Genomic DNA, 22,396 nt, shown 5'->3' with positions numbered 1-22,396 from the left:
TCGTGTCCCCGGGAAACGCTCGCAATATGAAACACCTCAAAGCCACGCTCGCCGCCGCCCTCGTCGGCGCTTCCGCACTCGGCCTCGTTGCTGCCGCGCCCCAGAGCGCCGAGGCGCAGGGGAGCGTGCCCATCGACGTCTGGGCGCTGCGCGACGTCGTCAACGCGGTCCAGATCTCGCCCGATGGCAAGCACCTGCTGGTCCACAAGGTCGAGAGCAAGGAGGGCGAATACATCCTCGAGATCTACGACACCGCCGACCTGTCGAAGCCGCTGCGCCGCCTCAATGCCGATCCGATGGAGATCGTCAGCGCACAGTGGGTGAGCAACGACGTGATCTTCGGCGCGGCCTGGCAGGTCAACCGCAAGACCGTGAAGGGCCCCGAGGACGACGTCCGCGACTACAAGACCTACGCCTACAGCCTCTCGGCCAACAAGTTCAGCAACGTCGACGGCAATTTCAGCATCGTCAACCTGCTGCCCAACGATCCCGATCACGTGCTGGTCGCGACCGGGGCGATCGTCGCCGACGGCACCGGGGTCGATCCCTACGCCGCGGTGCGGCCGCGCTCCTACTACAAGTTCGACCTCAGGAACGGCACCCGTTCGCTGGTGCTGCGCGGCGGGGGCAAGATCCCCTATGTCTCGACCTGGGATGACGAGGGCAATCCGCGCTACACCGAAATCCAGGACCTCGGCGCGGGCAAGATCATCTCCTACTACCGCAAGCCGGGCGACAGCGACTGGACCAAGCTCAACGAACTCGACCTCAACGATCCCAAGAACCTCTACCGCATCCTCGGCGGCTTCGTCGGCGTTGCCGGCTTCGATCCCAAGGACCCCAATATCGGGTACCTGATCGACAACCTCAACGGCGAGGACAAGGCGGCGCTCTACGAGTTCGACTTCACCACCGGCAAGGTCGGCAAGAAGCTGTTCCAGGCCGAGGATTCGGACGTGATGGGCATCCAGCTGAGCTCGATCCCCGGCACCAGCAAGCTCGTCGCGGCGCGCTACCCGGGCGCAAAGATGGAGCGGCACTGGTTCGACGAGGAGGAGAAGGCGCTCTACGAGGCGCTCGAGCAGCAGATCCCCTACGCCTGGCAGGTCTCGATCGCGAGCCGCTCGCTCGACGGCAAATCGATGGTCGTCACCAACCGCGGCCCGCACGATCCGGGTTCGTTCTGGCTGGTCAAGGACGGCAAGCTCGCCAAGCTCGGCAGCCGCAACCCGCTGCTCAACCCCGACCAGCTCGCCGACGTGAAGTATATCCGCTACCCGGCGCGCGACGGGCTGATGATCCCGGGCTGGATCACCATCCCAAAGGGCAAGCCGCCGTTCCCGCTGATCGTGCAGCACAATGGCGGTCCGCAGGTCAACGGCATGGTCGGCTACGACGAGTGGGGCCAGATGCTCGCCAATGCGGGCTACATGGTGTTCCACCCCGACCAGCGCATCTCGGTGGGCTGGGGCCAGAAGCACTTCGACGCGGGCTACGGCGAGCACGGCGGCAAGATGCAGGACGACAAGGACGACGGGGTGAAATACCTCATCGACCAGGGTCTCGTCGATCCGAACCGCGTGGCCTTCTTCGGCTGGTCCTACGGCGGCTACGCGGCGCTCGTCTCGCTGAGCCGCGAGCCGCAGCTCTACCAGTGTGCGATCGCCGGCGCGGCGGTGGCCAACCCCGAGAAGCAGTATCTCGGCCGCCGCAACGCCGACCTCAAGGCACTGGACGAGTGGGAACGCCGCCGCGGGACGATCGGGATCAATCCGATGAACGAGATTGCCAAGGTCAACATCCCGCTGCTGATGATCCACGGCAACGTCGATCGCCGCGTCCAGTATTACCACTTCAAGGAGTACCAGAAGGCCTTCGAGGCGGCCGGCAAGACCGGGGAGTTCGTGACGCTCGAGGGCGCGGACCACTTCTACAACACGCTGATGTTCAACCACCAGCAGCAGCTCTACACCAAGATGCTCGACTATCTGGCCAACGACTGCGGGCCCGGCGGGTTGTAAGCCGGGCGAGCCCCTGCCAACGAGAAAGGGCCCGGCCAGCGATGGCCGGGCCCTTTGCCTGTCCGCGCGACCCAGGGCGCCGCGGCCGGCATCCGCGCCGACATCGCGCCGCGATTGCATAAGTCGCCGCCGGGAGCGATAAGGCTGTCGCTCTGAGGCGAGGCACGGGGCTTGCGAAGCAGCGAGAGGAGTATTGCGGCGATGTTCCGGTCCAACCTGATGATCGCAGGCTGCCTGACGGCGGCCCTCGCTGCGGGAGCTGCCTTCGCTCAGGATCAACGCGAAGTTCCTGCAGCGCTCAAGGAGGTGCTCGACTGCCGAGCCATCGCAGAGCGCGAGGCGCGCCTTGATTGTTACGACAAGCAAGTGAGCCTGCTCGAAGCTGCGCGGACGCGTGACGACCTCATCGTGGTCGACCGGGAACAGGTGCAGGAGGCCAAGCGTGGTCTCTTCGGCCTCACGCTGCCGCAATTGAAGCTGTTCTCGCGAGGTGGCGAGGAAGAGGTAAGCGAGGTCGAAAGCACCATCGCTGCCATCCGATACGATCCCGCCGGCAAGTTCGTCTTCATCCTGAAGGACGGAGCGAAATGGGTCCAATCCGACACGCGCGTCGTCAGACCCAAGGTCGGCGATACCATCCGTATCCGCAAAGCCGCGATGGGCAGCTTCCTCGCCAACATCAATGGTGCAACGGCCATTCGCGTGCGCCGCGAGAACTGACGGCCAGAGCACGGCTCAGGTGGGGCACCCTGGCAGGGCCGGAGCAGCTTGAAGGTAAGGTAGTCTCGCGAGCGAAAGCTCGCTCGGGCGTACGTGGGCGGGAGCCTGCGGCTGTCGCCGTGCCTGCCGCGCAGCAGGCGATCCGCCATGGCCTCAGTCCAAAGAAGATGGGGCGGGAGATCGCTCTCCCGCCCCATCCCTATGCGCGTTTCGGTCTAACGTCCGAGGATCAGAACCGGACGGTAGCCGAAGCCGAGAAGTAGCGACCGAGCGGATCGTACAGCGTCGGGTAGGTGTTCGACTGCTGGCCGTTCCCGCCCTGCTGGTTCGACGCGATCGGCTGGAAGCCCTTGTTGAAGAGGTTCCGCACGCCGAAGTTGAACGTCAGGTTGTCGTTCACGTCGATCCCGGCGGTCAGGTCGAAGTAGTTGGCGCTCCGCAGACGCTCGACGGCGTAGAGCGTGTTCCGATCCTCGTCGGTCGACGAGCCGATGTAGCGCCACTGCAGCGAGAGGAAGCCCGGCCCGTCACGATAGGTCGTGCGCAGCGTGTGCTTCCAGTCCGGAGTCGGGGCGAAGGACACGGTCCGCGAACACACGCGGCCGAAGCGGCCGGCGCACTCGTTGACCGGCGTCACGCCAGCAACCGCGACATAGTCGAGGGTCATGAGGTAGGTGCCGTTGAAGGCGAATTCGAGCTGAGCGTCGTTGCCCGACGCCAGACCGAAGCCCAGCGGAACCTTCAACCGGGCAGCCACGTCGATCCCGTCGGTCTTCAACGAACCGGCATTGCGGTTGAAGTTGACGAACTGCTGGAACTCGCCGTTGGGCGAACGGGTGAACAGGCTGCAGAAATCGTCGATCCCCTGCAGCAAGCAGCCATTGGCAATGTTCTGGTTGCCGACGGTGCCGATGTAGTCCTTGATCTCGATGTTGTAGTAATCGACGGTCAGGGAGAAGTTGCGGAAGAAGTCAGGAGTGAATGCACCGCCGACGGTCCAGGTCGTCGCGCGCTCTTCCGACAGGTTCGGGTTCCCGCCGACGAGGCCGGGGAAGGACGTGCCACCCGTGCTGTAGTTCGTGCCGACCACCGATGCCGGAACGCCCGAGGCGATGCAGCGCGTGCGCAGCGTGCCGGTGGCGGCCGCAGCCGTCTGGCAGGGGTCGACCGCGCCGTCGAAGCTGACGGTCTGACCACCGAACAGTTCGTTGATGCTCGGCCCGCGAATGGCGCGCTGGTAGTTGCCGCGGAACAGGAGGCCGGCGCCCGGCTCCCAGGTCGATCCGACCGCATAGGTCCACACGCTGCCCACGCCGTTCGAGTAGTCCGAGAAACGGGCCGCGCCGTTGACCTCGAGCCGTTCGAAGAACGGACGGTCAGCCAGCAGCGGAACGTTGAGTTCGGCGAAGAGCTCGGTCAGGTTGTAGGCACCGGTGGTCGGGTTGCCGGCGTTGAAGCCGCCGACGTCGCCCGAGGCGAGGAAGGTGTCCGGCTGGAACTTCGCGGCCTCGCGGCGATGCTCGACGCCGAAGGCGAGACCGATGCCGCCCGCGCCGAGATCGGCGAGATCGTTGTTGGTGATGACCGCCGAAGCCACCTGGGTGCTGGCCTGCGTCAGGTTGGTCGCCGAGATCGACAGGTACTCTGCCGCCTCTGCGCTCACCTTGTTCTCGCCGTAGACGTTGGCGGGGACGCAGCCGTTGGCCCGCGCAGCAGCATCGGCGCAGACCAGAGTGCCGCCCGCAACCGGGGTGACGCTGATCGTGCCGTTGGGAGCCCGGAAGGCCGTCCGCGTGGAGGCGAGGAACGCCGACAGCTGGATGTTGCCTTCCTGCACCTGCGAGTTGCGGGTCCGCGAGTACGAGTAGTACGCGTCGTAATCCCAGCTGCCGGTGATGTTGCCCTTCACGCCGGCGAGCACGCGGTAGGCGTTGCGATCGTCGGCCTGGTTGCGCGAACCGGTTTCGAGGAAGCGGCGACCATAGGCGCCCGAGCTCACGTAGCCGTCACCATCGGTATCCAGCGCTTGCAGCGCAGCCTGCGTGGCGCTGCCGAGGAACGGCGAGTACACGTGGATCGCGAAAGCGGAGCCGAGCGAACCGCCGCGGAACGGCGTGGTGTTGCCGATCGGGGTCGCCGCGAGTTCGGTGTCGACGCGGTTGTTCGCGAAGGTGGCTTCGATGTAGGTCGTCAGGTGGCTGGAGACCTCGTAGTCGGCCTTGGCATAGCCGATGATGCGCTTCTGCGGGACCTGCAGGTAGTTGACCGGACCGAAGTTGTAGAGGTCGGTGTTCGCATTGTAGAGAACCGCGTTGCCGTTCTGGTCGAAGCGAACCGCGTCATTGGCGCCGTTGCTGAGACCGAGGCGCTGCGCAAGGCCAGTAATGCCCACGCGGAAGGACGGGATCAGCGACGAACCGCCGGGGATCAGCGTGCGACCGCCCTGACCGTTGCTGACGTCCGAGAACGAAACGCGGGTCGCGGCCCGGTCGCCGGCAAAAACCGACTCACGCCGGTTGTAGCCGACGTGGAGCACCACGTTACCGCGGCCGTCGGCGAAGTTCGCGCCGATCGTCGCATCGATGTTGTAGCGCTTGCCGTCGCCCTGCTCCGAGATGTCGAGGTTCGAATTGACCTCGACGCCTTCGAAGTCCTTCTTGAGGACGAAGTTGACCACGCCCGCGATCGCGTCCGACCCGTAAACGGCCGACGCGCCGCCGGTGACGACGTCGACGCGCTCGATCAGCGAGGCGGGGATCGTGTTGAGGTCGACCGTCTGGTCGGTGCCGAAGTTGATGTAGCGACGCCCGTCGACGAGCACGAGGGTGCGCTGCGTGCCGATACCGCGAAGGTCGACCGAGGCGATCCCGCCACCCGGGTTGTTCGAGACGCCGGTCGTCGCGGGGACGATCTGCGGAAGATCGTTGAGAACTTCTTCGACGTTGACGGTCTGCTGGATCTGGAACTCTTCCGCTCCGATCACGGCAACGGGGCTCGAGGCATCGAGTTCAGGGCGCGCGAGGCGCGAACCGGTCACGACGATGGTGCTGGTGGGCGCTTCGGCTTCCGATTCGACGGATGCGTTGGTGTCCTGCGCGAAAGCGGGCGTTGCCATCAGTGCGATGCTCAGCGCCGCGCTGGCTACGCCAAGCTTCAGACTGCCTGTCTTTGTCATCTGGTCATTTCCTCTGTTAAACATCGTGAAGAAAGCAGCGCAGGCGCCTGCAAGGGGCTTGAGCGGGCGTGTCTTCACGATAAGCGGATGGACGGGCTCTTCCGATCGGCCCTCCTGGAGTGTCCAAATCGCCCAAACCCAGCAACAAAGGAAGGTCAGGTTACTAATCCAGGTCATAAACTCGGGATATGTAACCTATTTGCCACAGATTATACTCGCCCGTATCGGAGCCGCGCCTGCCTAGCAGTGTTGCTGTGGCGCAACAGGCAGACATACGAAAAAAGCGGCGGGACCTCTGGGGGCCCCGCCGCTCGGGTATTCGGAGGATGCAGCCTCAGGCGATCACAGCTTGAGGCGGATACCGGCGTAGTAACGACGGCCGAACACGTCGTAGACGTCTGCGGCCGTATCCGAGCCGGTGACGTTGCCGGGAATCTGCGTGAGGATGTTCGGAGCCTTGTTGTCGAGCAGGTTGTCGACGCCGACGAAGAACTCGTACTTGTCGCCGGCGAAGAAGTTGAGCTGCGAGTCAAGGTAGAACTCCGCACCGACCTTGTAGGCGCGCGGCCCGTCGAACTGGTCATCGACATAGGACGCGCCGATGAACGTGCCGGTGAAGGTCAGACGCAGGTCGTCGTTCTGGTAGGCGGCATTCGCGGTGAAGCGATCCTTCGCGGTGCCGATCTCGCCGTCCGAACGATCGGGATCCTCCGTGGGCAGCGAGAAGAAGTCGTACCGGATCACGTGGGTGTAGGCCCCGCGCAGGGTCAGCCGGTCGTTTTCGGTCAGGCCCAGCGGGGTGAACCACTGTGCCGTCACGTCGACGCCCGAGGTCTTGAGCACCGCCGCATTGACCGACAGCGCGTTGATCAGGTCGATCGAGCCGGGGCTGTTGACTGCGCTGCCGGTCGCACGGCGCGTGATCAGCGAGCAGAAGGTCTGGTTGTTCTGCCCGTAGCACTGGTCGAGCGTGAACTGCCGCGGGAAGCCCGAGATCACGTCGCTGATGCGGTAGTTGTAGTAGTCGGCCGTGATCGTGAGGTTGCGCAGCGAATCGATCGAACGCGGGTTGATGACCACGCCCGCCGTGTAGGACCGCGCGGTTTCCTCGTTCAGATCGGGATTGCCGCCGTCGAAGCCGGAGATCCCCTGAAGGTCCGCCTGGTTCAGCGTGAACACGCCGTTCGCCGCGATGTTGGCCGCAACGCCCGGGGCCGCACGGCAGGCATCGCCCAGAACGCCGCCGCCCGACGCGCCGATGCCGACGCAGGGATCCTGCAGGCCGCTCGGGAAGGTCTGCGACAGGCCGGAGAACAGCTCGCCCACGTTCGGCGCGCGCACCGCGTCGGCGACAGTGCCGCGGAAGCGGATGTCCTCGATCGGCTGCCAGGTGCCGGTGATGTTCCAGCTGTAGACCGTGCCCACCGTCGAGTAGTCGGAGATGCGGCCCGCGAAGTTGAAGTCGAGCGACTGGAAGAACGGCTTGTCGGCGAGCACCGGCACGCGGATTTCGGCGTAGGCCTCCTTCACGTCGAACGAGCCGCGCGTGTCGGGCAGCACGTTGCCGCCGTTGAGGCCGGCATTGGTGAGCGCGTCGTTGTCGGAGAAGGACGATTCCTTGCGGTATTCAGCCCCGACCGCGAGGCCGAGCGGGCCTGCCGGAAGATCGATCAGCGTACCCGACAGGTTGGCCTGCACCACCTGCTGCTCGATGCCGGTCTGGTAGGTTCCCTGTGCGGCGATGTAGTTCACCGCAGCCTGCGAGACATTCCCGGCCCCGAAGATATTGGCGGGGGCACAGCCGTTGGCCCGCGCTTCCGCGCTGATGCAGATCGCCTCGCCGGCGATCCCGTTGCCGTTCTCGTCACCCACCTCGCTGCGGACGGCGAGCGCGTCGCGGAAGTTCGGGATGTTGACCTGCCCCGAGGACGTCTGGTTCTCGGTGACCTTGCCGTAGTTGTAGCTGATGTCCCAGTTGAAGCGGTTGTCGAACAGGCCGCCCTCGAGACCCACCACGAAGCGGTAGAAGTTGCGTTCGGTCGTGCCGCTGCGCGGGCCGAACTCGGAAAGCCGACGCTGGAAGCCGATGTCGCGCAGACCGTCGCCGTTGGTGTCGACCGCCTGGTCGCGGATCGCCTGCGGTACGAGCGGGTTGGCGACGATGACGCCGAACTCGCCGGGATCCAGCGTTCCGTTGCCGTTGAGGTCGACGTTTGCGCGGTTCTCGATGTTGTACCCGGCACCGCTCGGGAACACCCCGTTGGCGCCGCCCGAATCGAGCGCGAAGGGCTCGATGATGCGCGACGAGGAGGTGTTGTTGAACGTGCCTTCGAAGAAGAAGTCCACGTCGTTCGCGACTTCGTATGTGCCGCGCGCGGCGAAGGTGTAGCGCGTGACGGGCACCGCGAGGGTGCGGAACTCCTGACGGTTGAAGCCCGTCGGCCCGACGCCGGTGCCGATGCTCGGCACGGCCGCCGCGGCTTCGTTCTGCGGCGTGGTCGGATCGTCGGCGATCGCCGGACGCCCGCTGTTGCAGGTCGCGCCATTGGTGATGATGCAGGGCTGAAGCACACCGTTCGGCCCGTAGGTGAAGGTGTACAAGGAACCGATCACCTCTCCGGCATCATTGCGGCGCTGGCCGGTGATGAAGCTGCCCTGCGGGGTGAAGCCCGAGAAGAAGGGCGCGCTCGATTCGCCGAAGTTGCCCCCGGTGTAGAGGCCGTCGATGTCGTCGACGCGGGTGTTGGCGCGCTGGTTCGAACGCAGACCGTCTTCCTTGGAATAGCCGAAGTGGACCATGATGTTGCCGCGGCCGTCGGCGATGTTCGCACCCGCGGTGACGTTCGCCTGGAGGCGGTTGGAATCGCCACGCTCGGTAAGGCCGTACTGTGCGTTGGCTTCGAGACCTTCGAAGTCCGTGCGGTAGATGAAGTTCACCACGCCCGCGACCGCGTCCGAACCGTAGAGCGACGAGGCGCCTCCGGTGAGGATGTCGACCTGCTGGATGAACTGGGTCGGGATGACGTTGAGGTCGACCGTGGCCGAGCCCGCAAGGCTCGATACGACGCGGCGGCCGTTGATCAGCACCAGGGTGCGGTCCGAACCGAGGTCGCGCAGGTCGATCGTCGCGACGCCCGTCCCCGAGGTGAGGAAGGCCGAGTTGGTGCGGCTCAGGGTCGGGGTGCCGAACACCGGGTTCTCGAGCAGCAGTTCCTGGATGTTGACGACACCCGAGTCCTGGATGAGCTGCTGGTTGACGACCTGGAGCGGGGCGGGCGAGGTCGCCTCGGGCGACGCGATGCGCGAGCCTGTGACAACAATGCCGCGTTCGGCAGCCGCGCCTTCGTCCCCGGCCTCCTCGGCGGTCTGATCCTGCCCGAGTGCAGGGCTGGCCGCCAAGGCGACGCTCAGCGCCGCTCCCGCCACGCCCAGCTTGAGACTGGCAAACTTTGTCATTGGGAAACGTCCTCCGATATCTTTTCTGGGGGCACGGATCACCGCGTGATCCATGGATCATGCGCATGGCAGGCCGGGACGGACGCGCTCCCTAATCGAGATTAGAGAAATCGGCGGACGGCTGTCGGAGAGCGGATTATCAAGACATGTGTCTCAAAAGGCACATATCTTCCAGCCTGCATCATTTGATACATAAGCAAGTTGGGATCGGCCCGGCGGTTGAATCCGCGAAGGCCCATCCCCGAGGGAGCAGCATCGCCATGCCATCGAACCGAAGCCGCGCGCTCGGCGCTCTTGCCGCCCTTCTCCTCGTTCCGGGGGGCGCTGCATGGGCGCAGGACGGGCCCGACCAGGGCGGTGCGGCCAAGGCGGTGTTCGCCTGCCGCGCAATTGCCAGCGAGGCCGAACGGCTTGCCTGCTACGACCGCGAGGTCGGCGCGCTCGAGGAGGCGGAGAAGGCCGAGCGGGTGGTGATTGTCGAGCAGGCCGAGATCAGGGAGGCGCGCCGCGGGTTGTTCGGCTTCACGCTCCCCAAGATCGGCCTGTTCGGCAAGCGCGACGGCACCGAGGCCGAAGAGATCGACCGCGTCGAGGAGCCGCTCGCGAGCTTCGGCTTCGACGCCTCGGGGCGCGCGACCTTCACGCTCGCGAACGGGGCCAAGTGGCTCCAGATCGACAACCAGGCGGTGCTCGGCACGCCAAAGCCGGGCGACGTGGTCCGCATCGAGAGCGCCGCGCTCGGCAGCTACCGGGCGAGCATCGGCGGGCGGCGCGCGATCCGGGTGCGGCGCGTGGGCTGAGCCCCTGGCACAACGGGCACGACACCTCCTTTCTCACGCTTGATTTGCCCCGTCGCCTTCAATAGGCGGGGGGCAAGCGAGTGGCGAAGCGCAACCGATTTCGCCCTGCGCGGGCCTTCACCGGTCCGATTTGGAGGAGAGATTCATGGCAACTGCTTACATTGTCGAAGCCGTCCGCACTGCCGGCGGCCGCCGCGGCGGGCGTCTCGCCGGGGTGCACCCGGTGGACCTGCTGGCAAAGTCGCTCGACGCGATCGTCGAGCGCTCCGGGATCGATCCCAAGGCGATCGACGATGTGGTGACCGGCTGCGTCAGCCAGGCCGGCGAGCAGGCGCTCCAGGTCGGGCGCATGGGCGTGCTCGCCTCGAAGCTGCTCCCGCAGTCGACCCCGGCGGTGACCATCGACCGCCAGTGCGGCTCCAGCCAGCAGGCGATCCAGTTCGCCGCGCAGGCGGTGATGAGCGGCACGCAGGACGTGGTGATCGCGAGCGGCGTCGAGAGCATGACCCGCGTGCCGATGGGCTCGAACGTCACGCTCCACGCCAAGGAAGGCCTGCTCAGCAAGGCGGAAGGCATCGAGGCGAAGTTCCCCGGCATCAACTTCAGCCAGTTCATGGGCGCCGAGATGATCGTCAGGAAGCACGGCTTTTCCAAGGACGACCTCGACCGCTTCGCGCTTTCGAGCCACGAGAAGGCGATCGCCGCGACCCAGGGCGGGGCCTTCGAGCGCGAGATCGTCGCGGTCGAGATCGAGACCCCCGAAGGCACCCAGATGCACACCGTCGACGAGGGCATCCGCTTCGACGCCACGCTCGAGGGCATTTCCGGCGTCAAGCTGCTTTCCCCCGACGGGGCGATCACCGCGGCCTCCTCGAGCCAGATCTGCGACGGCTCCTCGGCGGTGCTGGTGGTCAGCGAGGCGGCGCTGAAGGCCCACGGCCTCACGCCGCTGGCGCGCATTCACAACCTCACCGTCACCGCGGGCGATCCGGTCATCATGCTCGAAGAGCCGCTCTTCGCGACCGACAAGGCGCTCCAGCGCGCGGGCCTGACCATCGACGACATCGACCTGTTCGAAGTCAACGAGGCCTTCGCCTCGGTCCCGCTCGCCTGGCTCAAGCACACCGGGGCGGACCCCGAAAAGCTCAACGTCAACGGCGGCGCGATCGCGCTCGGCCACCCGCTCGGCGCGAGCGGCACCAAGCTGATGGCGACCCTCGTCCATGCCCTGCGCGCGCGGGGCAAGAAGTACGGCCTCCAGACGATGTGCGAAGGCGGCGGGGTCGCCAACGTCACGATCATCGAGGCGCTCTGATCTTTACACTCTGAGAGGAAAGACAATGGAAGTCAGCAGCAATACCCCCGCGGTCGTCACCGGCGGTGCCTCGGGCCTCGGCGCGGCGACCGCGCGCGCGCTCGCCGCGAAGGGCGCGAAAGTCGCGATCTTCGACATGAACGAGGAGAAGGGCAACGCCATCGCGGCCGAGCTCGGCGGCGTGTTCTGCAAGGTCAACGTGACCAGCGACGCGGACGTCGACGCCGGTTTCGCAAGGGCCCGCGAGGCCCACGGGCAGGAGCGCATCCTCGTCAACTGCGCCGGCATCGGCAATGCGATCAAGACCGCCAGCCGCTCGAAGGAAGACGGCTCGATCAAGCACTTCCCGATCAGCGCCTTCGACTTCGTGATCCAGGTGAACCTGATCGGCACCTTCCGCTGCATCGCCAAGTCGGCCGCCGGGATGCTGACCCTCGACCCGCTCGACGAGTTCGGCGAGCGCGGGGCGATCGTCAACACCGCGAGCGTCGCGGGCGAGGACGGGCAGATCGGCCAGGCCGCCTACTCGGCCTCGAAGGCGGGGGTGATCGGCATGACGCTCCCCATCGCGCGCGACCTCATGAACGAGGGGATCCGCGTCAACACCATCCTGCCGGGCATCTTCGACACCCCGCTGCTCGCCGCCGCGCCGCAAAACGTGCGCGACGCGCTGGCCGCCTCGGTGCCGTTCCCCAAGCGGCTCGGCATCCCCACCGAATATGCCAAGCTCGCCATGTGCATGATCGAGACCGGCTACTTCAACGGCGAGGACGTGCGCCTCGACGGCGCCATTCGTATGGCCCCGCGCTGATGGCGAGGCGTGGCCGCATGGCGCCGCGCTAAGTCACGGAATAGTGAGCGATAGAGCCGCCCGCGCCCGCCCGGCCCGGGCGGCTTCTTCGTGGATCAGGGCCTCGTCCCGCCCCGTAGCCAGCCGGTCACCGCGTAGCGTCGGCGCGGCGCGAAGGGGGCGAGAATGGTGACGCTGTGCGGCTGCGGCACGGAAAACAGGTTGATCGCGTTGAAGCTCGGCACCAGCGCCTCGGCTGCCGCGACGCCGGGCTGGTGGAACGCGAGCAGGCCGCCCCAGTCGGCGCTCCAGTCCTTCGTCAGGTTCATCACATAGGCCGCCTTGCGGTGCTTGCCGGCCACCGCGTCGTCGTGAGCGGTGAGGAAGTGCCCCGGTCCATAGGCCGTCGCCTGCGCGTCGGCGAAGGCGATGGCGGGCTCGCCGGTCACCGCCTGAAGGAAGGCAAGTCCTTCTCCTTGCGAGAGAAATCGGGCGAAATCCGCGAGCAGCGTGCCCGCCGCGAGGCGCTCGCGCTCGGCGTCGGGGACGCGGATCGTCTCGTAGCAGAACTGGAACTCGTAGCGCGCCTTGGCTTGGATCGCCTGTTCGAGCTCGCGGCGCTTCGCCTCCGGAAGGCCGGCCTGCGTCGCGCGGTCGAGCTCGAAGAGCTTCTCGCCCGCGTTGAACACCAGCTTCCACGCCTCGGCCTTCTTGAGGAAGGCGAGCAGCGCCTCGGCATCCTCGGCGACGAGGAAGCCGGGGATGTGGAGCCGCCCGCTGGCCCGGTATTCCTCGTGCAGGCCTGCCGGGTCGAGCCTCGGGTCGATGCGGAAGGTGTGCCCTGTCATCCCCGCTGCGGTTAGCCGAGGATCGCCGGGCGGTCAAAGCGGGCGATGTTTCACGTGAAACATCGCCGGAAAGCCGGGGCAAGGCAGGGTCTCGAGGGGGTGTGGAGGGGGCTAGTGGGGGTGTGGAGGGGGTCTGGGCCCCCGCAAGCCCCCGGCAAGCGCAGCCCGGACAAGCCCACGCTTTTGCGGGGGTTCCCTTTTGGCCCAAGCATGGCATCACGTGAGCCGCACCAGGAGAGGGACCCCATGAGCCAGTACACCCAGATCATCGTCGAGAAGAGCGACGGCATCGCCACCATCACCCTCAACCGCCCCGAGAAGATGAACGCCTATACCCGCACCATGGGCGAGGAGATCATCGCGGCGATGGACGACATCGACGCCGACGACGCCGTGCGCGCGGTGATCTTCACCGGCAGCGGCGAGAAAGCCTTCTGCGCCGGCGCGGACCTCACACCTGAGGGCGGCGGGCAGGTGTTCTCGAGCGGCGATACCGTCGACACCCTCTCCGACCCGCGGGTGCGCGACGGCGGGGGGCTGCTGACGCTCCGTCTGTTCGAATCCAGGAAGCCGCTGATCTCCGCCTGCAACGGCGTCGCGGTCGGCGTCGGCGCGACGATGCAGCTCGCGATGGACATCCGCCTTGCCAGCTCGACCGCGCGCTACGGCTTCGTCTTCGCCCGGCGCGGGATCGTGCCGGAAGCCGCCTCGAGCTGGTTCCTGCCGCGCATCGTCGGCATCAGCCAGGCGCTCGAGTGGTGCTACACCGGCCGCATCTTCGATGCCGAGGAGGCGCGGGCGGGCGGCCTCGTGCGCTCGGTCCACGCGCCGGATGACCTGCTCCACGCCGCACAATCGCTCGCCCGCGAGATCGCGGAGAACACCTCGGCGATCTCGGTCGCCATGACCCGGGCGATGATGTGGCGCCTCGCCGCCGCCGATCACCCGATGGAGGCGCACAAGATCGACAGCCGCGCGATCTACCGCCTCTCGCGCGGCGCCGATGCCAAGGAGGGGATCGCGAGCTTCCTCGAGAAGCGTGCGCCGATGTATCCCGGCAAGGTCAGCGCCGATATGCCCGACTTCTACCCCTGGTGGGACGAACGCCCCTATGAGTGATGCGCCGGAGGGGGCGGGGGACGGCGGCGGCGAGCTCGCGGCGTTCCTGCCCTACCAGCTCTCGGTCGCCTCCAACGCGGTGAGCAGCCTCATCGCCGAGCGCTATCGCAAGCGCTTCGGCCTCAAGATCGCCGAGTGGCGGGTGATGGCGGTGCTCGGCGATGCGGAGGCGGCGGGGGGCAGCCTCACCCAGCGCGACCTCACCGCGGCGACGCTGATGGACAAGGTCGCGGTCAACCGCGCGGTCAAGGTGCTCGAGGAGCGCGGGCTGGTCGCGCGCGCGCCCAATCCCGGCGACGGACGCTCGCACCTCCTGGTGCTGACCGGCGAGGGGCGGGGCATCCACGGCGAGGTCATGCCGCTCGCCCGCGCCACCGAGGCCGACCTCCTCGCCGGGTTCGCTCCGCAAGAGGAGGCGCAGCTGCGCCGGCTGCTCGCGGCGCTGCGCGAGCGGGCGACGGCGCTCGGGGAGCGATTGCGCGAGGGGCCGGGGCAGGGGTGAACCCCGCCCCGGGCCCTTCGGCGGGCTCGTTTTCGCTCCTCCCCTCCCGCTCGCGGGAGGGGCCGGGGGTGGGCTTGGCCGCGCGCGGCGCATGATCCCTGTCCCACCCCTAGCCCCTCCCGCAAGCGGGAGGGGAACCGGAGAGGCAGGCCCGCCACGGCGCGATGCCCTCGGGCGTTCGCGCCGGCGCCGGTGTCACCCCATCGCGTTCGAGTTGACGAGGTTGTCCGAGATCGAACAGGCCGCGGGGCCGAGGATGACCACGAAGAGCGTGGGCAGAATGAACACGATCAGCGGCACGGTCATGATCGCCGGCAGACGCGCGGCCTTTTCCTCGGCGCGCATCATGCGCTCGTTGCGGAACTCGGCCGACAGGACGCGCAGCGCGCTGGCGAGCGGGGTACCGTAGCGCTCGGTCTGGATCATGGTCGTCACCACGCCCTTCACCGCTTCCAGATTGACGCGGTAGGCGAGGTTGTTGAACGCCATCTTGCGCTCGTTGAGGAAGCTCAATTCGATCGCGGTCAGGGCGAATTCGTCGCCGAGTTCGGGATAGGCGCGGCCCAGTTCCTTGGCGACGCGGTTGAAGGCAGCGTCGACCGTGAGACCGGCCTCGGCGCAGATCACGAGCAGGTCGAGCGCGTCGGGAAGGCCCTTCTGGATCTCCTTCGTGCGCTTCACCGCCTTGTTCTTGAGGTAGATTTCCGGGCCCTTGTAGGACAGGAACACGGTCATCGCGAAGGCGAAGAGGCGCGTCATCGGGCCCCAGTCGGGCCAGAAGTTCACGACATAGATGAGCAGGCCCATCACCCCGCCGAGCACGAGCGGCGCGATCGCGCGCGCGCCGATGATGATGACGGCCAGTTCCTTGTTGCGGTAGCCCGCGTGCGCCAGCTTCTGCTGGATGATCCGGATCTGGCTTTCCTGGAGGACGTTGAGCCTGCCGAGGCTGTCCTTGACCCGGTCGGTGGTGTCGGTGCGGCGCACGAGGCTGGTGCGCTTCTTGGTCGCCGAGGTGACGATCCCCGCCTTCAGCTGCTCGCGCCGGGCCTCCAGCGCCTTGACGCGCTTCGCCATCGGGTCCTTGATCGTGACCGCGGCATAGATCGCGAGCACCACCGCGAAGGCGGCGAGGCCGGCGAGCACGGACCCGACGACGATCACGTCGAAGCCGAGAACCATCGGACCCTGGGGCTGGTTGATCATGGCCTGTCTCCCCGCCTCAGATCTCGAAGTTGATCATCTTGGACATCATCCACACGCCGATGCCCATCCACACGCCCGCACCGAGCCCCGCGACGATCAGGCGGTCGTCCTCGAAGAACTTGCCCATGTAACCCGGGTTGATGAACATGATCGCGCCGAAGACGAGGAAGGGCAGCGAGCCGACGATGTAGGCCGAGGCCTTGGATTCGGAGCTCATCGCCTTGATCTTGAGCTTCATCTGCGCGCGCTGGCGCAGCACGTTGGCGAGGTTCGAGAGCGTCTCGGCGAGGTTGCCCCCGGTCTCGCGCTGGATCGCGAGGGTGATGGTGAAGAAGTTGAACTCCGGGATGCCGAGCTTGTCGCCGGTGTCCTGGAGCGCGTCCTCCATCGTCTTGCCGACCTTGATGCGGTCGATGATCGTCTTGAACTCCGCGCCGACCGGTCCGGGGACCTCGGTGGCGACGATGCCGAGCGTCTCGGTGACGGGCAGGCCCGAGCGCAGGCCGCGCACGAGCAGCTCGATGCCGTCGGGGAACTTGGAGATGAACTGGTTGGTGCGCTTGTTGATGAGGCGGCCCACCCACCAGTGCGGGAGGCCCGCGCCGACGAGCGCACCGACGCCGAGCGCGAGCAGCGGGGCGCCGGCAAAGACGAACACCACCGCCGCCATGCCGATGCCGAGGCCGAGCGAGGCGTAGATGTACTGGCTCACCGTCCAGCTCTTGCCGGTGCGATTGAGCCGCACCGCGAGCGCCTCCATCCGCGAGCCCGAGCCGGCGACGCGGTAGGTCTTGGGCTTGCGCGCGGCGATGGCGCGCTTGAACTGCGCGTCGACCTTGGCATCGAGGCTCTCGGAATGGCGGTAGCGCACCGCCTGCATGCGGCGCTTCTGGGCCTTGGCGACGCCCGATCCGGCGAACACCGTGTAGCCGAGGACGAGCACGGCGAAGATCGTCAGCGTGATGATCAGGGTCTGGAGAAAATCCATGCTCGCGTGTTCCTGCCTCGTTCAGGCTCGCCCGCGGCGGCGGGGCGGCCTGCGCGCCGCCCCGCCGCCGCCGCGCGGCCTCATTCCGCCGTTTCGGCGGGCGCCTTGTTCTTCTTGGCGACCAGCGCCTTCAAGTCGAAGCCGCCGAGCAGCGACTTCTTCTCAGGCCCGCCCGCGTGGCCCTCGTCGACGCTCACGCCCATCACGCGCTCGGCGATCTGGCGGATCGCCGCGGTCGCCTTGCTCGAGCGGTTGGCATCGACGAACACCTGGCCGAGCTTGGCCGCGTTCGAGGCCGCCTTGATGTCGTAGGGCACCACGAAATCGACCTTGCGCTCGATCGAGGCCTCGAAGTCGGCCTTGCTGATCTCGGCGACGCCGGGCTGGACCTTGTTGGCGACGATCATCGGATGCGCGTGGCTGGCATTGGCCTTGAGCCACGACAGCAGCCGGATCGTGTCGCGCGCCGAGGCGAGGGTGAGCTCGCAGGTCAGCACCACGAGGTTCACGTCCGCCAGCAGCTGCGGGAAGTTGATGAGCATGTTGCGCGGCAGGTCGATGACCGTCATCTCGAAGGCCTGGCGGAACTCGTCCTCGAGCTGCACGAAGGCGCTGCCGTCGGTCATCAGCGGCTGGTTGATCGGGGCCTCGGCCGAGAGGATCGACAGGTTGTCCCCGGCGCGCACCATCGCGCGCTCGATGAACAAGGGGTCGATGCGGCTCGGGTTCTCGATCGCGTCGGTGAGGCCGCGGCCCGGCTCGAGGTCGAGCGCGAGCGCGCCGGTCCCGAAATGCACGTCGAGGTCGAGCAGCGCGGTCGGCGCCTTGTGCTGTTCGGAGAACAGCCACGCGAGCGAGGTCGCGAGCGTCGAGGCGCCCACGCCCCCGCGGGTGCCCACGACGGCGGTCGAGATGTGGCGCTTGGCCGCGTCCGCGTCGCCCGCCTTGGGGCTCATGAACACCGCGAGCGCCTGGTTAAGCGCGTCATGCACCTGCTGGGGCGACAGGGGCTTCAGCAGGTAGTCGTGGATCCCGCTCGAGAGCAGGTCGCGGTAGAGGCGCACGTCGTTGACCTGGCCGATGGCGATCACCACCGTCCCCGGCTCGCACACCTCGGCGAGGGCGTTGATGTCGTTCAATGGATCGCCGCTTTCCGACAGGTCGACCACGAGGATCGCCGGCGAGGCGCTCACCGAGAGCGACTGGACTGCGTTGCGCAGGCCGCCCTTGTTGCACTTCTCCGGCTGCCAGCCGAGCTCGATCACCACCGGACGCAGCACGTCGAGCGCGCTGTCGTCGCAGATATAGGCCGAGAAGGGGTCGCGGTTGCCGGGCAGGCCCGATTTCCAGGGTGCATTCATGGCTCAGTTACCTCCCCCGCCGTTCGCGCCGGCTTCCTTGAGTTCGCCCGCACCGGTCGGCGTCTTGTCGCGATAGGTCGAGATCGCCTTGTTCGAGGTCGCGATCACCGTCTCGCCCGAGCCCTTCTTGCCTTCGAGCAGGTCCTGCGGATCGGCGACCATCGCGGCGAGGTTGCTGTTGATCGCGCAGCCGAAATTGGGGCTGAGGCCGCTCGAATAGTTCATGTCGGACTTGGCCGACCAGTCGGGGCAGCCCGGGACGCTCGCGCTCGAGCGGGTGATGACGATGCGTGCCTGGCCCGGCTGGAGATAGCCCGGCGTGACCGGCGCGGCGTCGGCGAGCATCAGCCCGTAGCGGCCCGCAAGGTCGCGCACCGCGTTCGCCACCGCCGGGTTCTGGCCCGGGTTCTCGACCGCGATCCGGTCGCCGTAGCGCAGGTTCAGCGTCTCGAACCAGCCGGCGATGCGCTGCTGCTCGGAGATCGGCAGGCCGCCCGGGGTGGTCGCCACGTCGAGCGTCATGTTGCTGCGCTCGACCACCGGCTGCTTGACCGAATAGAGCGAGGTGTTCTGGGGCATCCCGCCGCAGCCGGCGAGGCCGAGGCCCAGCATCAGCGCGAGGGCGAGCCGCATTTGTCGTGCATCGTGCATCGTCGTCACCTTTCTCATGTCAGAGGCTGAAGCCGGGCGCCGCGGCGACGCTGGCGGACTTCTCCCCGCGACGGGACTTCTTCTCCGCGCGGCGCGGCTTTTCCGGGGCCGAGGGAATGATCGCGGCCGGATCGGCGGCGCTCACCTTGGGCTCAGGGGCGTCCCCGTCGGCGGCGCGGGGGAGGGGGCGCTGCTCGCCCGACTTGCCCGCGTTGTTCTGGTAGCCGAGCAGCTGCTCGAACTCGTTGGCCGAGTGGAAGCCGTCGGTCGGCAGCTTGATGTCCTTCGCGTCGACGGGCTTCACGAGATAGGGGGTGACGATGATCACCAGCTCGGTCTCGCCCTTGCGGAAGCTGCGGCTGCGGAACAGGTTGCCGAGGATCGGCACGTCGCCCACGCCCGGTGCCTTGTCGAGCTGGTTCTGCGAGTTGGCGCTCATCAGCCCGGCGATCATGAAGCTCTGGCCCGAGCCGAGCTCGACCGTCGTCTCGGTGCGCCGGGTGGTCAGCGCGGGGACCTGGAAGCCGTTGAGCGACACCGCACCCTGCGCCGAAAGCTCGGAGACCTCGGGGCGCACCCGCATCGAGATGCGGCCGTTGGAGAGCACCGTCGGGGTGTAGGCGAGGCTCACGCCGAACTCGCGGAACTCGACCGTCACCTGCCCGAGCTGGCCTTGCGAGACCGGGATCGGGAATTCGCCGCCCGCGAGGAAGGTCGCGGTCTCGCCCGACAGCGCGGTGAGGGTCGGCTCGGTGATGGTGGTGACGAGGCCGAGCCGTTCGGACAGGTCGAGCGCGCCGAGCATGTCGATGCCGAACAGCCGCCCGAGGCCCGACAGCGTCGTGCCGCCGTTGCTGTTCACGCCGGTGCCGAGCAGGTCCTGGGTGACCGGCTTGCCGGTGTCGTCGAACAGCGGCAGGCCATTGGAGCCGATCACGGGCACGGTGATGGTCGGGTTCTGGATGCCGTTGCCGCTCGCGAAGGGCCCGGCGAGGCCCGACTTGCCGGTGACGATCGAGCGGCCCGTGCCGACCCCGAAGCGGAAGCCGCCGGTGGTGTCGAAGCTCTGGAGGTTGCCGCCGATCTCGCGCAGCAGGCTGCGGCTGACCTCGGCGATCTTGACCTGGAGGCTGACCTGGAGCGGGGTCGCGGTGCGCAGCCGGCTGATGACGTTGGCGTCCTTGCCGAGGAAGGCGGTGACGAGGCGCTCGGCCTCGGCGGCGTCCTCGGGGGCGCCGACGGTGCCGGTCAGGAGCACGGTGCTGGTGCCCATCGTCGAGACCGAGATCTTGGCGTCGGGCATCGCCATCGCCAGCATCTGGTCGAGGCTGCCGATGTTCGAGCCGACCCGGATGTTGGCCGAGAAGATCACGTCGCCGGCCGCGTTGCTGGCATAGACCGTGGTCTCGCCGCCGGCCTTGCCGAACACGTAGAGCTGGCGCTGCGACTTGACCTGGACGTCGGCGACCTGATCGTTGGCGACGAACACGTCGGTCATGCTGCCGGGCACCGTCACCAGCTCGCCCTTGCCGATCGACAGGACGATTTCCTGCGACGGGCGGACGACCTGCTGCGCGACCGCGGTCGCGGCCGGCATCGCCGCCATCGGCACCGCGGCGAGCGCGGCCACCAGCAGCTTGGTCTTGAACTTGCGTGTCATGGGATGACCCCCCTGGGATGTGGTCGGCATGGTCTTGGTCGTCGTCGTCATCAGAAGGCGAGGGTGGAACCGGCGGCGGGCAGGGTCTGCCCGGCCTTGCGCACCCCGGTGGCCTGGCCCGAGAGGATCGCGCCGGTCCTGGCGCTGACCTTCTCCTCGGAGGTTTCCTTGCCGCGGGTCACCCGCACGCTCGGCCCGGTGTAGACCTTGACTGCGCCGCCGCTGGCCGCCGGCTGGGCCGGAGCAGCGAAGTATTGCGGCGCGGCAGGACGTGCCGAACCCTTCGGCGGCGGCGGAGCGGAACGCTGGAAACGCGACACATCGCCACCGGTCGAAAAGGTGGTGCCCTTGTCCATCGGCTGGCCGGCGGCGGCCTTGAGCAGCTTCTCCTCCTGCTCGGGCGTCGCACCCGCCGGGATCTGCACGCTGCCCGAGGCGAGCGCCTTTTCCAGATCGGCCGGGTTGTCCGAGATCGAGCGCAGCGCCAGGCTGATCTGGCCGATCGTCTGGGCGACCGCGATCTTCTCGGCGATCTTCGGGGTGACCTCGAGCGTCACGGTGCGGAATTCCTGCACCACGGTCTTGCCGTTCTCGTCGGTGGTCTTCTCGGTGGTCTGGTCGGTGGCGAGCACGCGCAGGTTGCGCAGCACGGTTTCGGCTACCTTGAAAGACGGGCCTTCATCGGCGTCGGACTGCTGGGTGAGCACGAGGTCGACGCGGTCGCCCGCGAATACGAAGCCCGCGACCCCGGTGGTGGCCGAGACCGGCACCGTCACGGCGCGCATCCCCGGCCCGAGCGCGGCGGCGAGGAAGCCGCGGTCGCCCGGCGAGACGAGCGCGCCCTGCGTGACCGGCTCGCCGGCGGTGATCGGATAGCGCACCACGGTGCCGAGCAGCTTGTTCATGTCGGCCTCGCCGTCGAGGAAGTAGGCGTCCTGCACCAGCTCCTTGGGCCAGGGCTGGAAGCCCAGCGCATCGGCGGTGATGATCGTGCCCGCGGGCAGGGCGCGCTTGGCGACGAGCACGCGGGGGCCGGTCGGGACCGCGGCCTCGGCCTGGGGAGCAGAGCCTCCGGCGAACATGCTGCGCGCAGCGATGGCCGTGCCGATCGCGATGATCAGCGCACCGAGCAGCAGAACCAGCTTCTTCCTATCCATGGCTCAAATAGCCCCCTCGTAGTCGCCCCAATTGGTTAGCGGGCAGGTATGGTTGCGTGGCGTAAGGCTTGAACGGTTAAGATCGGGTTATGCGACGAAAGCGAACCCTCGTGCCCGCTCAGGCCGCCAGCGTGCCGGCGGGCAGGTAGTTGATCGCGAGCGTCCACAGCGCGCCGAACGCGATCGCCACGCCATATGGCACCGCGATGCGGTCGCGCTGGCGGCGCGCGACGTGCCAGAACACCAGCATCACCGTGAGGATGCCCCCGGCGATCGACATGATCAGCAGCAACTGCATGTATTCGTAGAAGGGCACCCACAGCGCGAGCGCGGTGAGCAGCTTGACGTCGCCGCCGCCCATGATCCGGAAACGGAACATCGCCGCGAAGACCGCGAAGGCGCCGACCGCAATGCCGAGTTGCAGCGCGACGTCGGGCCACAGGGCAAGGCCCTGCGACCACCAGAAGGCCGGCGCGCCGAGCGCGATCGCGAGGTTCAGCCAGTTGTCGATCTGGCGGCGGCGGATATCGGTGAAGGCCGCCACCAGCAGCGCGATTGCCAAGGCGATCAGCAGACCGTAGGAAATGGAACTCATCGAACGCGTGCCCCCGTTAGGCCGCGCGGACA

General features: G+C 67.3%; 17 protein-coding genes. 7 read left to right on the top strand and 10 right to left on the bottom strand.

Features of this window, described 5'->3' with window-relative positions; translation table 11 throughout:
• Positions 1-26 precede the first annotated feature (26 nt).
• Together ACLBKU_RS01610 and ACLBKU_RS01605 are read left to right on the top strand one after the other, a co-directional pair.
• Positions 27-2,021, top strand: coding sequence for an alpha/beta hydrolase family protein (locus tag ACLBKU_RS01610; RefSeq protein WP_410177781.1), 1,995 nt, complete (start codon positions 27-29; stop codon positions 2,019-2,021).
• A 201-nt stretch (positions 2,022-2,222) separates the two neighbouring features.
• Positions 2,223-2,741, top strand: coding sequence for a hypothetical protein (locus tag ACLBKU_RS01605; protein WP_410177780.1), 519 nt, complete (start codon positions 2,223-2,225; stop codon positions 2,739-2,741).
• Between the two features lie 229 nt (positions 2,742-2,970).
• Here ACLBKU_RS01605 and ACLBKU_RS01600 read toward each other — a convergent pair whose 3' ends face one another.
• The gene (locus ACLBKU_RS01600) at positions 2,971-5,856 is read right to left on the bottom strand and encodes a TonB-dependent receptor domain-containing protein (protein ID WP_410177779.1); all 2,886 of its coding nucleotides are present in this window, start codon (positions 5,854-5,856) and stop codon (positions 2,971-2,973) included.
• Between the two features lie 402 nt (positions 5,857-6,258).
• On the bottom strand, positions 6,259-9,372 hold the full coding sequence (locus ACLBKU_RS01595; RefSeq protein WP_410177778.1) for a TonB-dependent receptor domain-containing protein: 3,114 nt from the start codon (positions 9,370-9,372) through the stop codon (positions 6,259-6,261).
• A gap of 260 nt (positions 9,373-9,632) precedes the next feature.
• Between ACLBKU_RS01595 and ACLBKU_RS01590 the strand changes: the two genes are divergently transcribed.
• The 3 genes from ACLBKU_RS01590 (at position 9,633) to ACLBKU_RS01580 (ending at position 12,298) form a co-directional block, all read left to right on the top strand.
• Positions 9,633-10,172: a hypothetical protein gene (locus ACLBKU_RS01590; protein ID WP_410177777.1), complete on the top strand. Its 540-nt coding sequence runs from the start codon at positions 9,633-9,635 to the stop codon at positions 10,170-10,172.
• A 145-nt stretch (positions 10,173-10,317) separates the two neighbouring features.
• The gene (locus ACLBKU_RS01585) at positions 10,318-11,487 is read left to right on the top strand and encodes an acetyl-CoA C-acetyltransferase (RefSeq protein ID WP_410177776.1); all 1,170 of its coding nucleotides are present in this window, start codon (positions 10,318-10,320) and stop codon (positions 11,485-11,487) included.
• 25 nt (positions 11,488-11,512) lie between these two features.
• Entirely contained in the window at positions 11,513-12,298 is a 786-nt protein-coding gene (locus tag ACLBKU_RS01580; protein ID WP_410177775.1) for an SDR family NAD(P)-dependent oxidoreductase, read from the top strand.
• A gap of 95 nt (positions 12,299-12,393) precedes the next feature.
• Here ACLBKU_RS01580 and ACLBKU_RS01575 read toward each other — a convergent pair whose 3' ends face one another.
• Entirely contained in the window at positions 12,394-13,125 is a 732-nt protein-coding gene (locus tag ACLBKU_RS01575; RefSeq protein WP_410177774.1) for a 2OG-Fe(II) oxygenase, read from the bottom strand.
• A gap of 246 nt (positions 13,126-13,371) precedes the next feature.
• Here ACLBKU_RS01575 and ACLBKU_RS01570 point away from each other — a divergent pair, with 246 nt between their 5' ends.
• Entirely contained in the window at positions 13,372-14,244 is an 873-nt protein-coding gene (locus tag ACLBKU_RS01570) for a crotonase/enoyl-CoA hydratase family protein (protein ID WP_410177773.1), read from the top strand.
• The gene (locus ACLBKU_RS01565) at positions 14,237-14,746 is read left to right on the top strand and encodes a MarR family winged helix-turn-helix transcriptional regulator (protein ID WP_410177772.1); all 510 of its coding nucleotides are present in this window, start codon (positions 14,237-14,239) and stop codon (positions 14,744-14,746) included. Before ACLBKU_RS01570 ends, ACLBKU_RS01565 begins: the two co-directional genes overlap by 8 nt.
• Before the next feature lie 195 nt (positions 14,747-14,941).
• Here ACLBKU_RS01565 and ACLBKU_RS01560 read toward each other — a convergent pair whose 3' ends face one another.
• The 7 genes from ACLBKU_RS01560 to ACLBKU_RS01530 form a co-directional block, all read right to left on the bottom strand.
• Positions 14,942-15,952, bottom strand: coding sequence for a type II secretion system F family protein (locus ACLBKU_RS01560; protein WP_410177771.1), 1,011 nt, complete (start codon positions 15,950-15,952; stop codon positions 14,942-14,944).
• 16 nt (positions 15,953-15,968) lie between these two features.
• Positions 15,969-16,940, bottom strand: a complete 972-nt coding sequence (locus tag ACLBKU_RS01555; protein ID WP_410177770.1) for a type II secretion system F family protein — start codon at positions 16,938-16,940, stop codon at positions 15,969-15,971.
• An 80-nt stretch (positions 16,941-17,020) separates the two neighbouring features.
• Positions 17,021-18,301, bottom strand: a complete 1,281-nt coding sequence (locus tag ACLBKU_RS01550; RefSeq protein WP_410177769.1) for a pilus assembly protein CpaE — start codon at positions 18,299-18,301, stop codon at positions 17,021-17,023.
• 3 nt (positions 18,302-18,304) lie between these two features.
• Positions 18,305-18,934, bottom strand: a complete 630-nt coding sequence (locus tag ACLBKU_RS01545; RefSeq protein WP_410177768.1) for a CpaD family pilus assembly protein — start codon at positions 18,932-18,934, stop codon at positions 18,305-18,307.
• 37 nt (positions 18,935-18,971) lie between these two features.
• Positions 18,972-20,612: a type II and III secretion system protein family protein gene (locus ACLBKU_RS01540; RefSeq protein WP_410177767.1), complete on the bottom strand. Its 1,641-nt coding sequence runs from the start codon at positions 20,610-20,612 to the stop codon at positions 18,972-18,974.
• A gap of 50 nt (positions 20,613-20,662) precedes the next feature.
• Positions 20,663-21,769: a Flp pilus assembly protein CpaB gene (gene cpaB, locus ACLBKU_RS01535; RefSeq protein ID WP_410177766.1), complete on the bottom strand. Its 1,107-nt coding sequence runs from the start codon at positions 21,767-21,769 to the stop codon at positions 20,663-20,665.
• A 118-nt stretch (positions 21,770-21,887) separates the two neighbouring features.
• Positions 21,888-22,364 carry a prepilin peptidase gene (locus ACLBKU_RS01530; RefSeq protein ID WP_410177765.1) on the bottom strand — a complete coding sequence of 159 codons (477 nt, stop codon included), beginning with the start codon at positions 22,362-22,364 and terminating at the stop codon, positions 21,888-21,890.
• Positions 22,365-22,396 lie beyond the last annotated feature (32 nt).

Source organism: Erythrobacter sp. NE805 (assembly GCF_046452355.1).
Classification (GTDB): domain Bacteria; phylum Pseudomonadota; class Alphaproteobacteria; order Sphingomonadales; family Sphingomonadaceae; genus Erythrobacter.
This window is presented reverse-complemented; position numbering and strand designations above follow the sequence as displayed.

Coding starts and splice junctions, on each gene's coding strand:
- ACLBKU_RS01610 (WP_410177781.1), top strand. CDS start 27: ATGAAACACCTCAAAGCCACGCTCGCCGCCGCCCTCGTCGGCGCTTCC.
- ACLBKU_RS01605 (WP_410177780.1), top strand. CDS start 2,223: ATGTTCCGGTCCAACCTGATGATCGCAGGCTGCCTGACGGCGGCCCTC.
- ACLBKU_RS01600 (WP_410177779.1), bottom strand. CDS start 5,856: ATGGCAACGCCCGCTTTCGCGCAGGACACCAACGCATCCGTCGAATCG.
- ACLBKU_RS01595 (WP_410177778.1), bottom strand. CDS start 9,372: ATGACAAAGTTTGCCAGTCTCAAGCTGGGCGTGGCGGGAGCGGCGCTG.
- ACLBKU_RS01590 (WP_410177777.1), top strand. CDS start 9,633: ATGCCATCGAACCGAAGCCGCGCGCTCGGCGCTCTTGCCGCCCTTCTC.
- ACLBKU_RS01585 (WP_410177776.1), top strand. CDS start 10,318: ATGGCAACTGCTTACATTGTCGAAGCCGTCCGCACTGCCGGCGGCCGC.
- ACLBKU_RS01580 (WP_410177775.1), top strand. CDS start 11,513: ATGGAAGTCAGCAGCAATACCCCCGCGGTCGTCACCGGCGGTGCCTCG.
- ACLBKU_RS01575 (WP_410177774.1), bottom strand. CDS start 13,125: ATGACAGGGCACACCTTCCGCATCGACCCGAGGCTCGACCCGGCAGGC.
- ACLBKU_RS01570 (WP_410177773.1), top strand. CDS start 13,372: ATGAGCCAGTACACCCAGATCATCGTCGAGAAGAGCGACGGCATCGCC.
- ACLBKU_RS01565 (WP_410177772.1), top strand. CDS start 14,237: ATGAGTGATGCGCCGGAGGGGGCGGGGGACGGCGGCGGCGAGCTCGCG.
- ACLBKU_RS01560 (WP_410177771.1), bottom strand. CDS start 15,952: ATGATCAACCAGCCCCAGGGTCCGATGGTTCTCGGCTTCGACGTGATC.
- ACLBKU_RS01555 (WP_410177770.1), bottom strand. CDS start 16,940: ATGGATTTTCTCCAGACCCTGATCATCACGCTGACGATCTTCGCCGTG.
- ACLBKU_RS01550 (WP_410177769.1), bottom strand. CDS start 18,301: ATGAATGCACCCTGGAAATCGGGCCTGCCCGGCAACCGCGACCCCTTC.
- ACLBKU_RS01545 (WP_410177768.1), bottom strand. CDS start 18,934: ATGCGGCTCGCCCTCGCGCTGATGCTGGGCCTCGGCCTCGCCGGCTGC.
- ACLBKU_RS01540 (WP_410177767.1), bottom strand. CDS start 20,612: ATGACACGCAAGTTCAAGACCAAGCTGCTGGTGGCCGCGCTCGCCGCG.
- cpaB (WP_410177766.1), bottom strand. CDS start 21,769: ATGGATAGGAAGAAGCTGGTTCTGCTGCTCGGTGCGCTGATCATCGCG.
- ACLBKU_RS01530 (WP_410177765.1), bottom strand. CDS start 22,364: ATGAGTTCCATTTCCTACGGTCTGCTGATCGCCTTGGCAATCGCGCTG.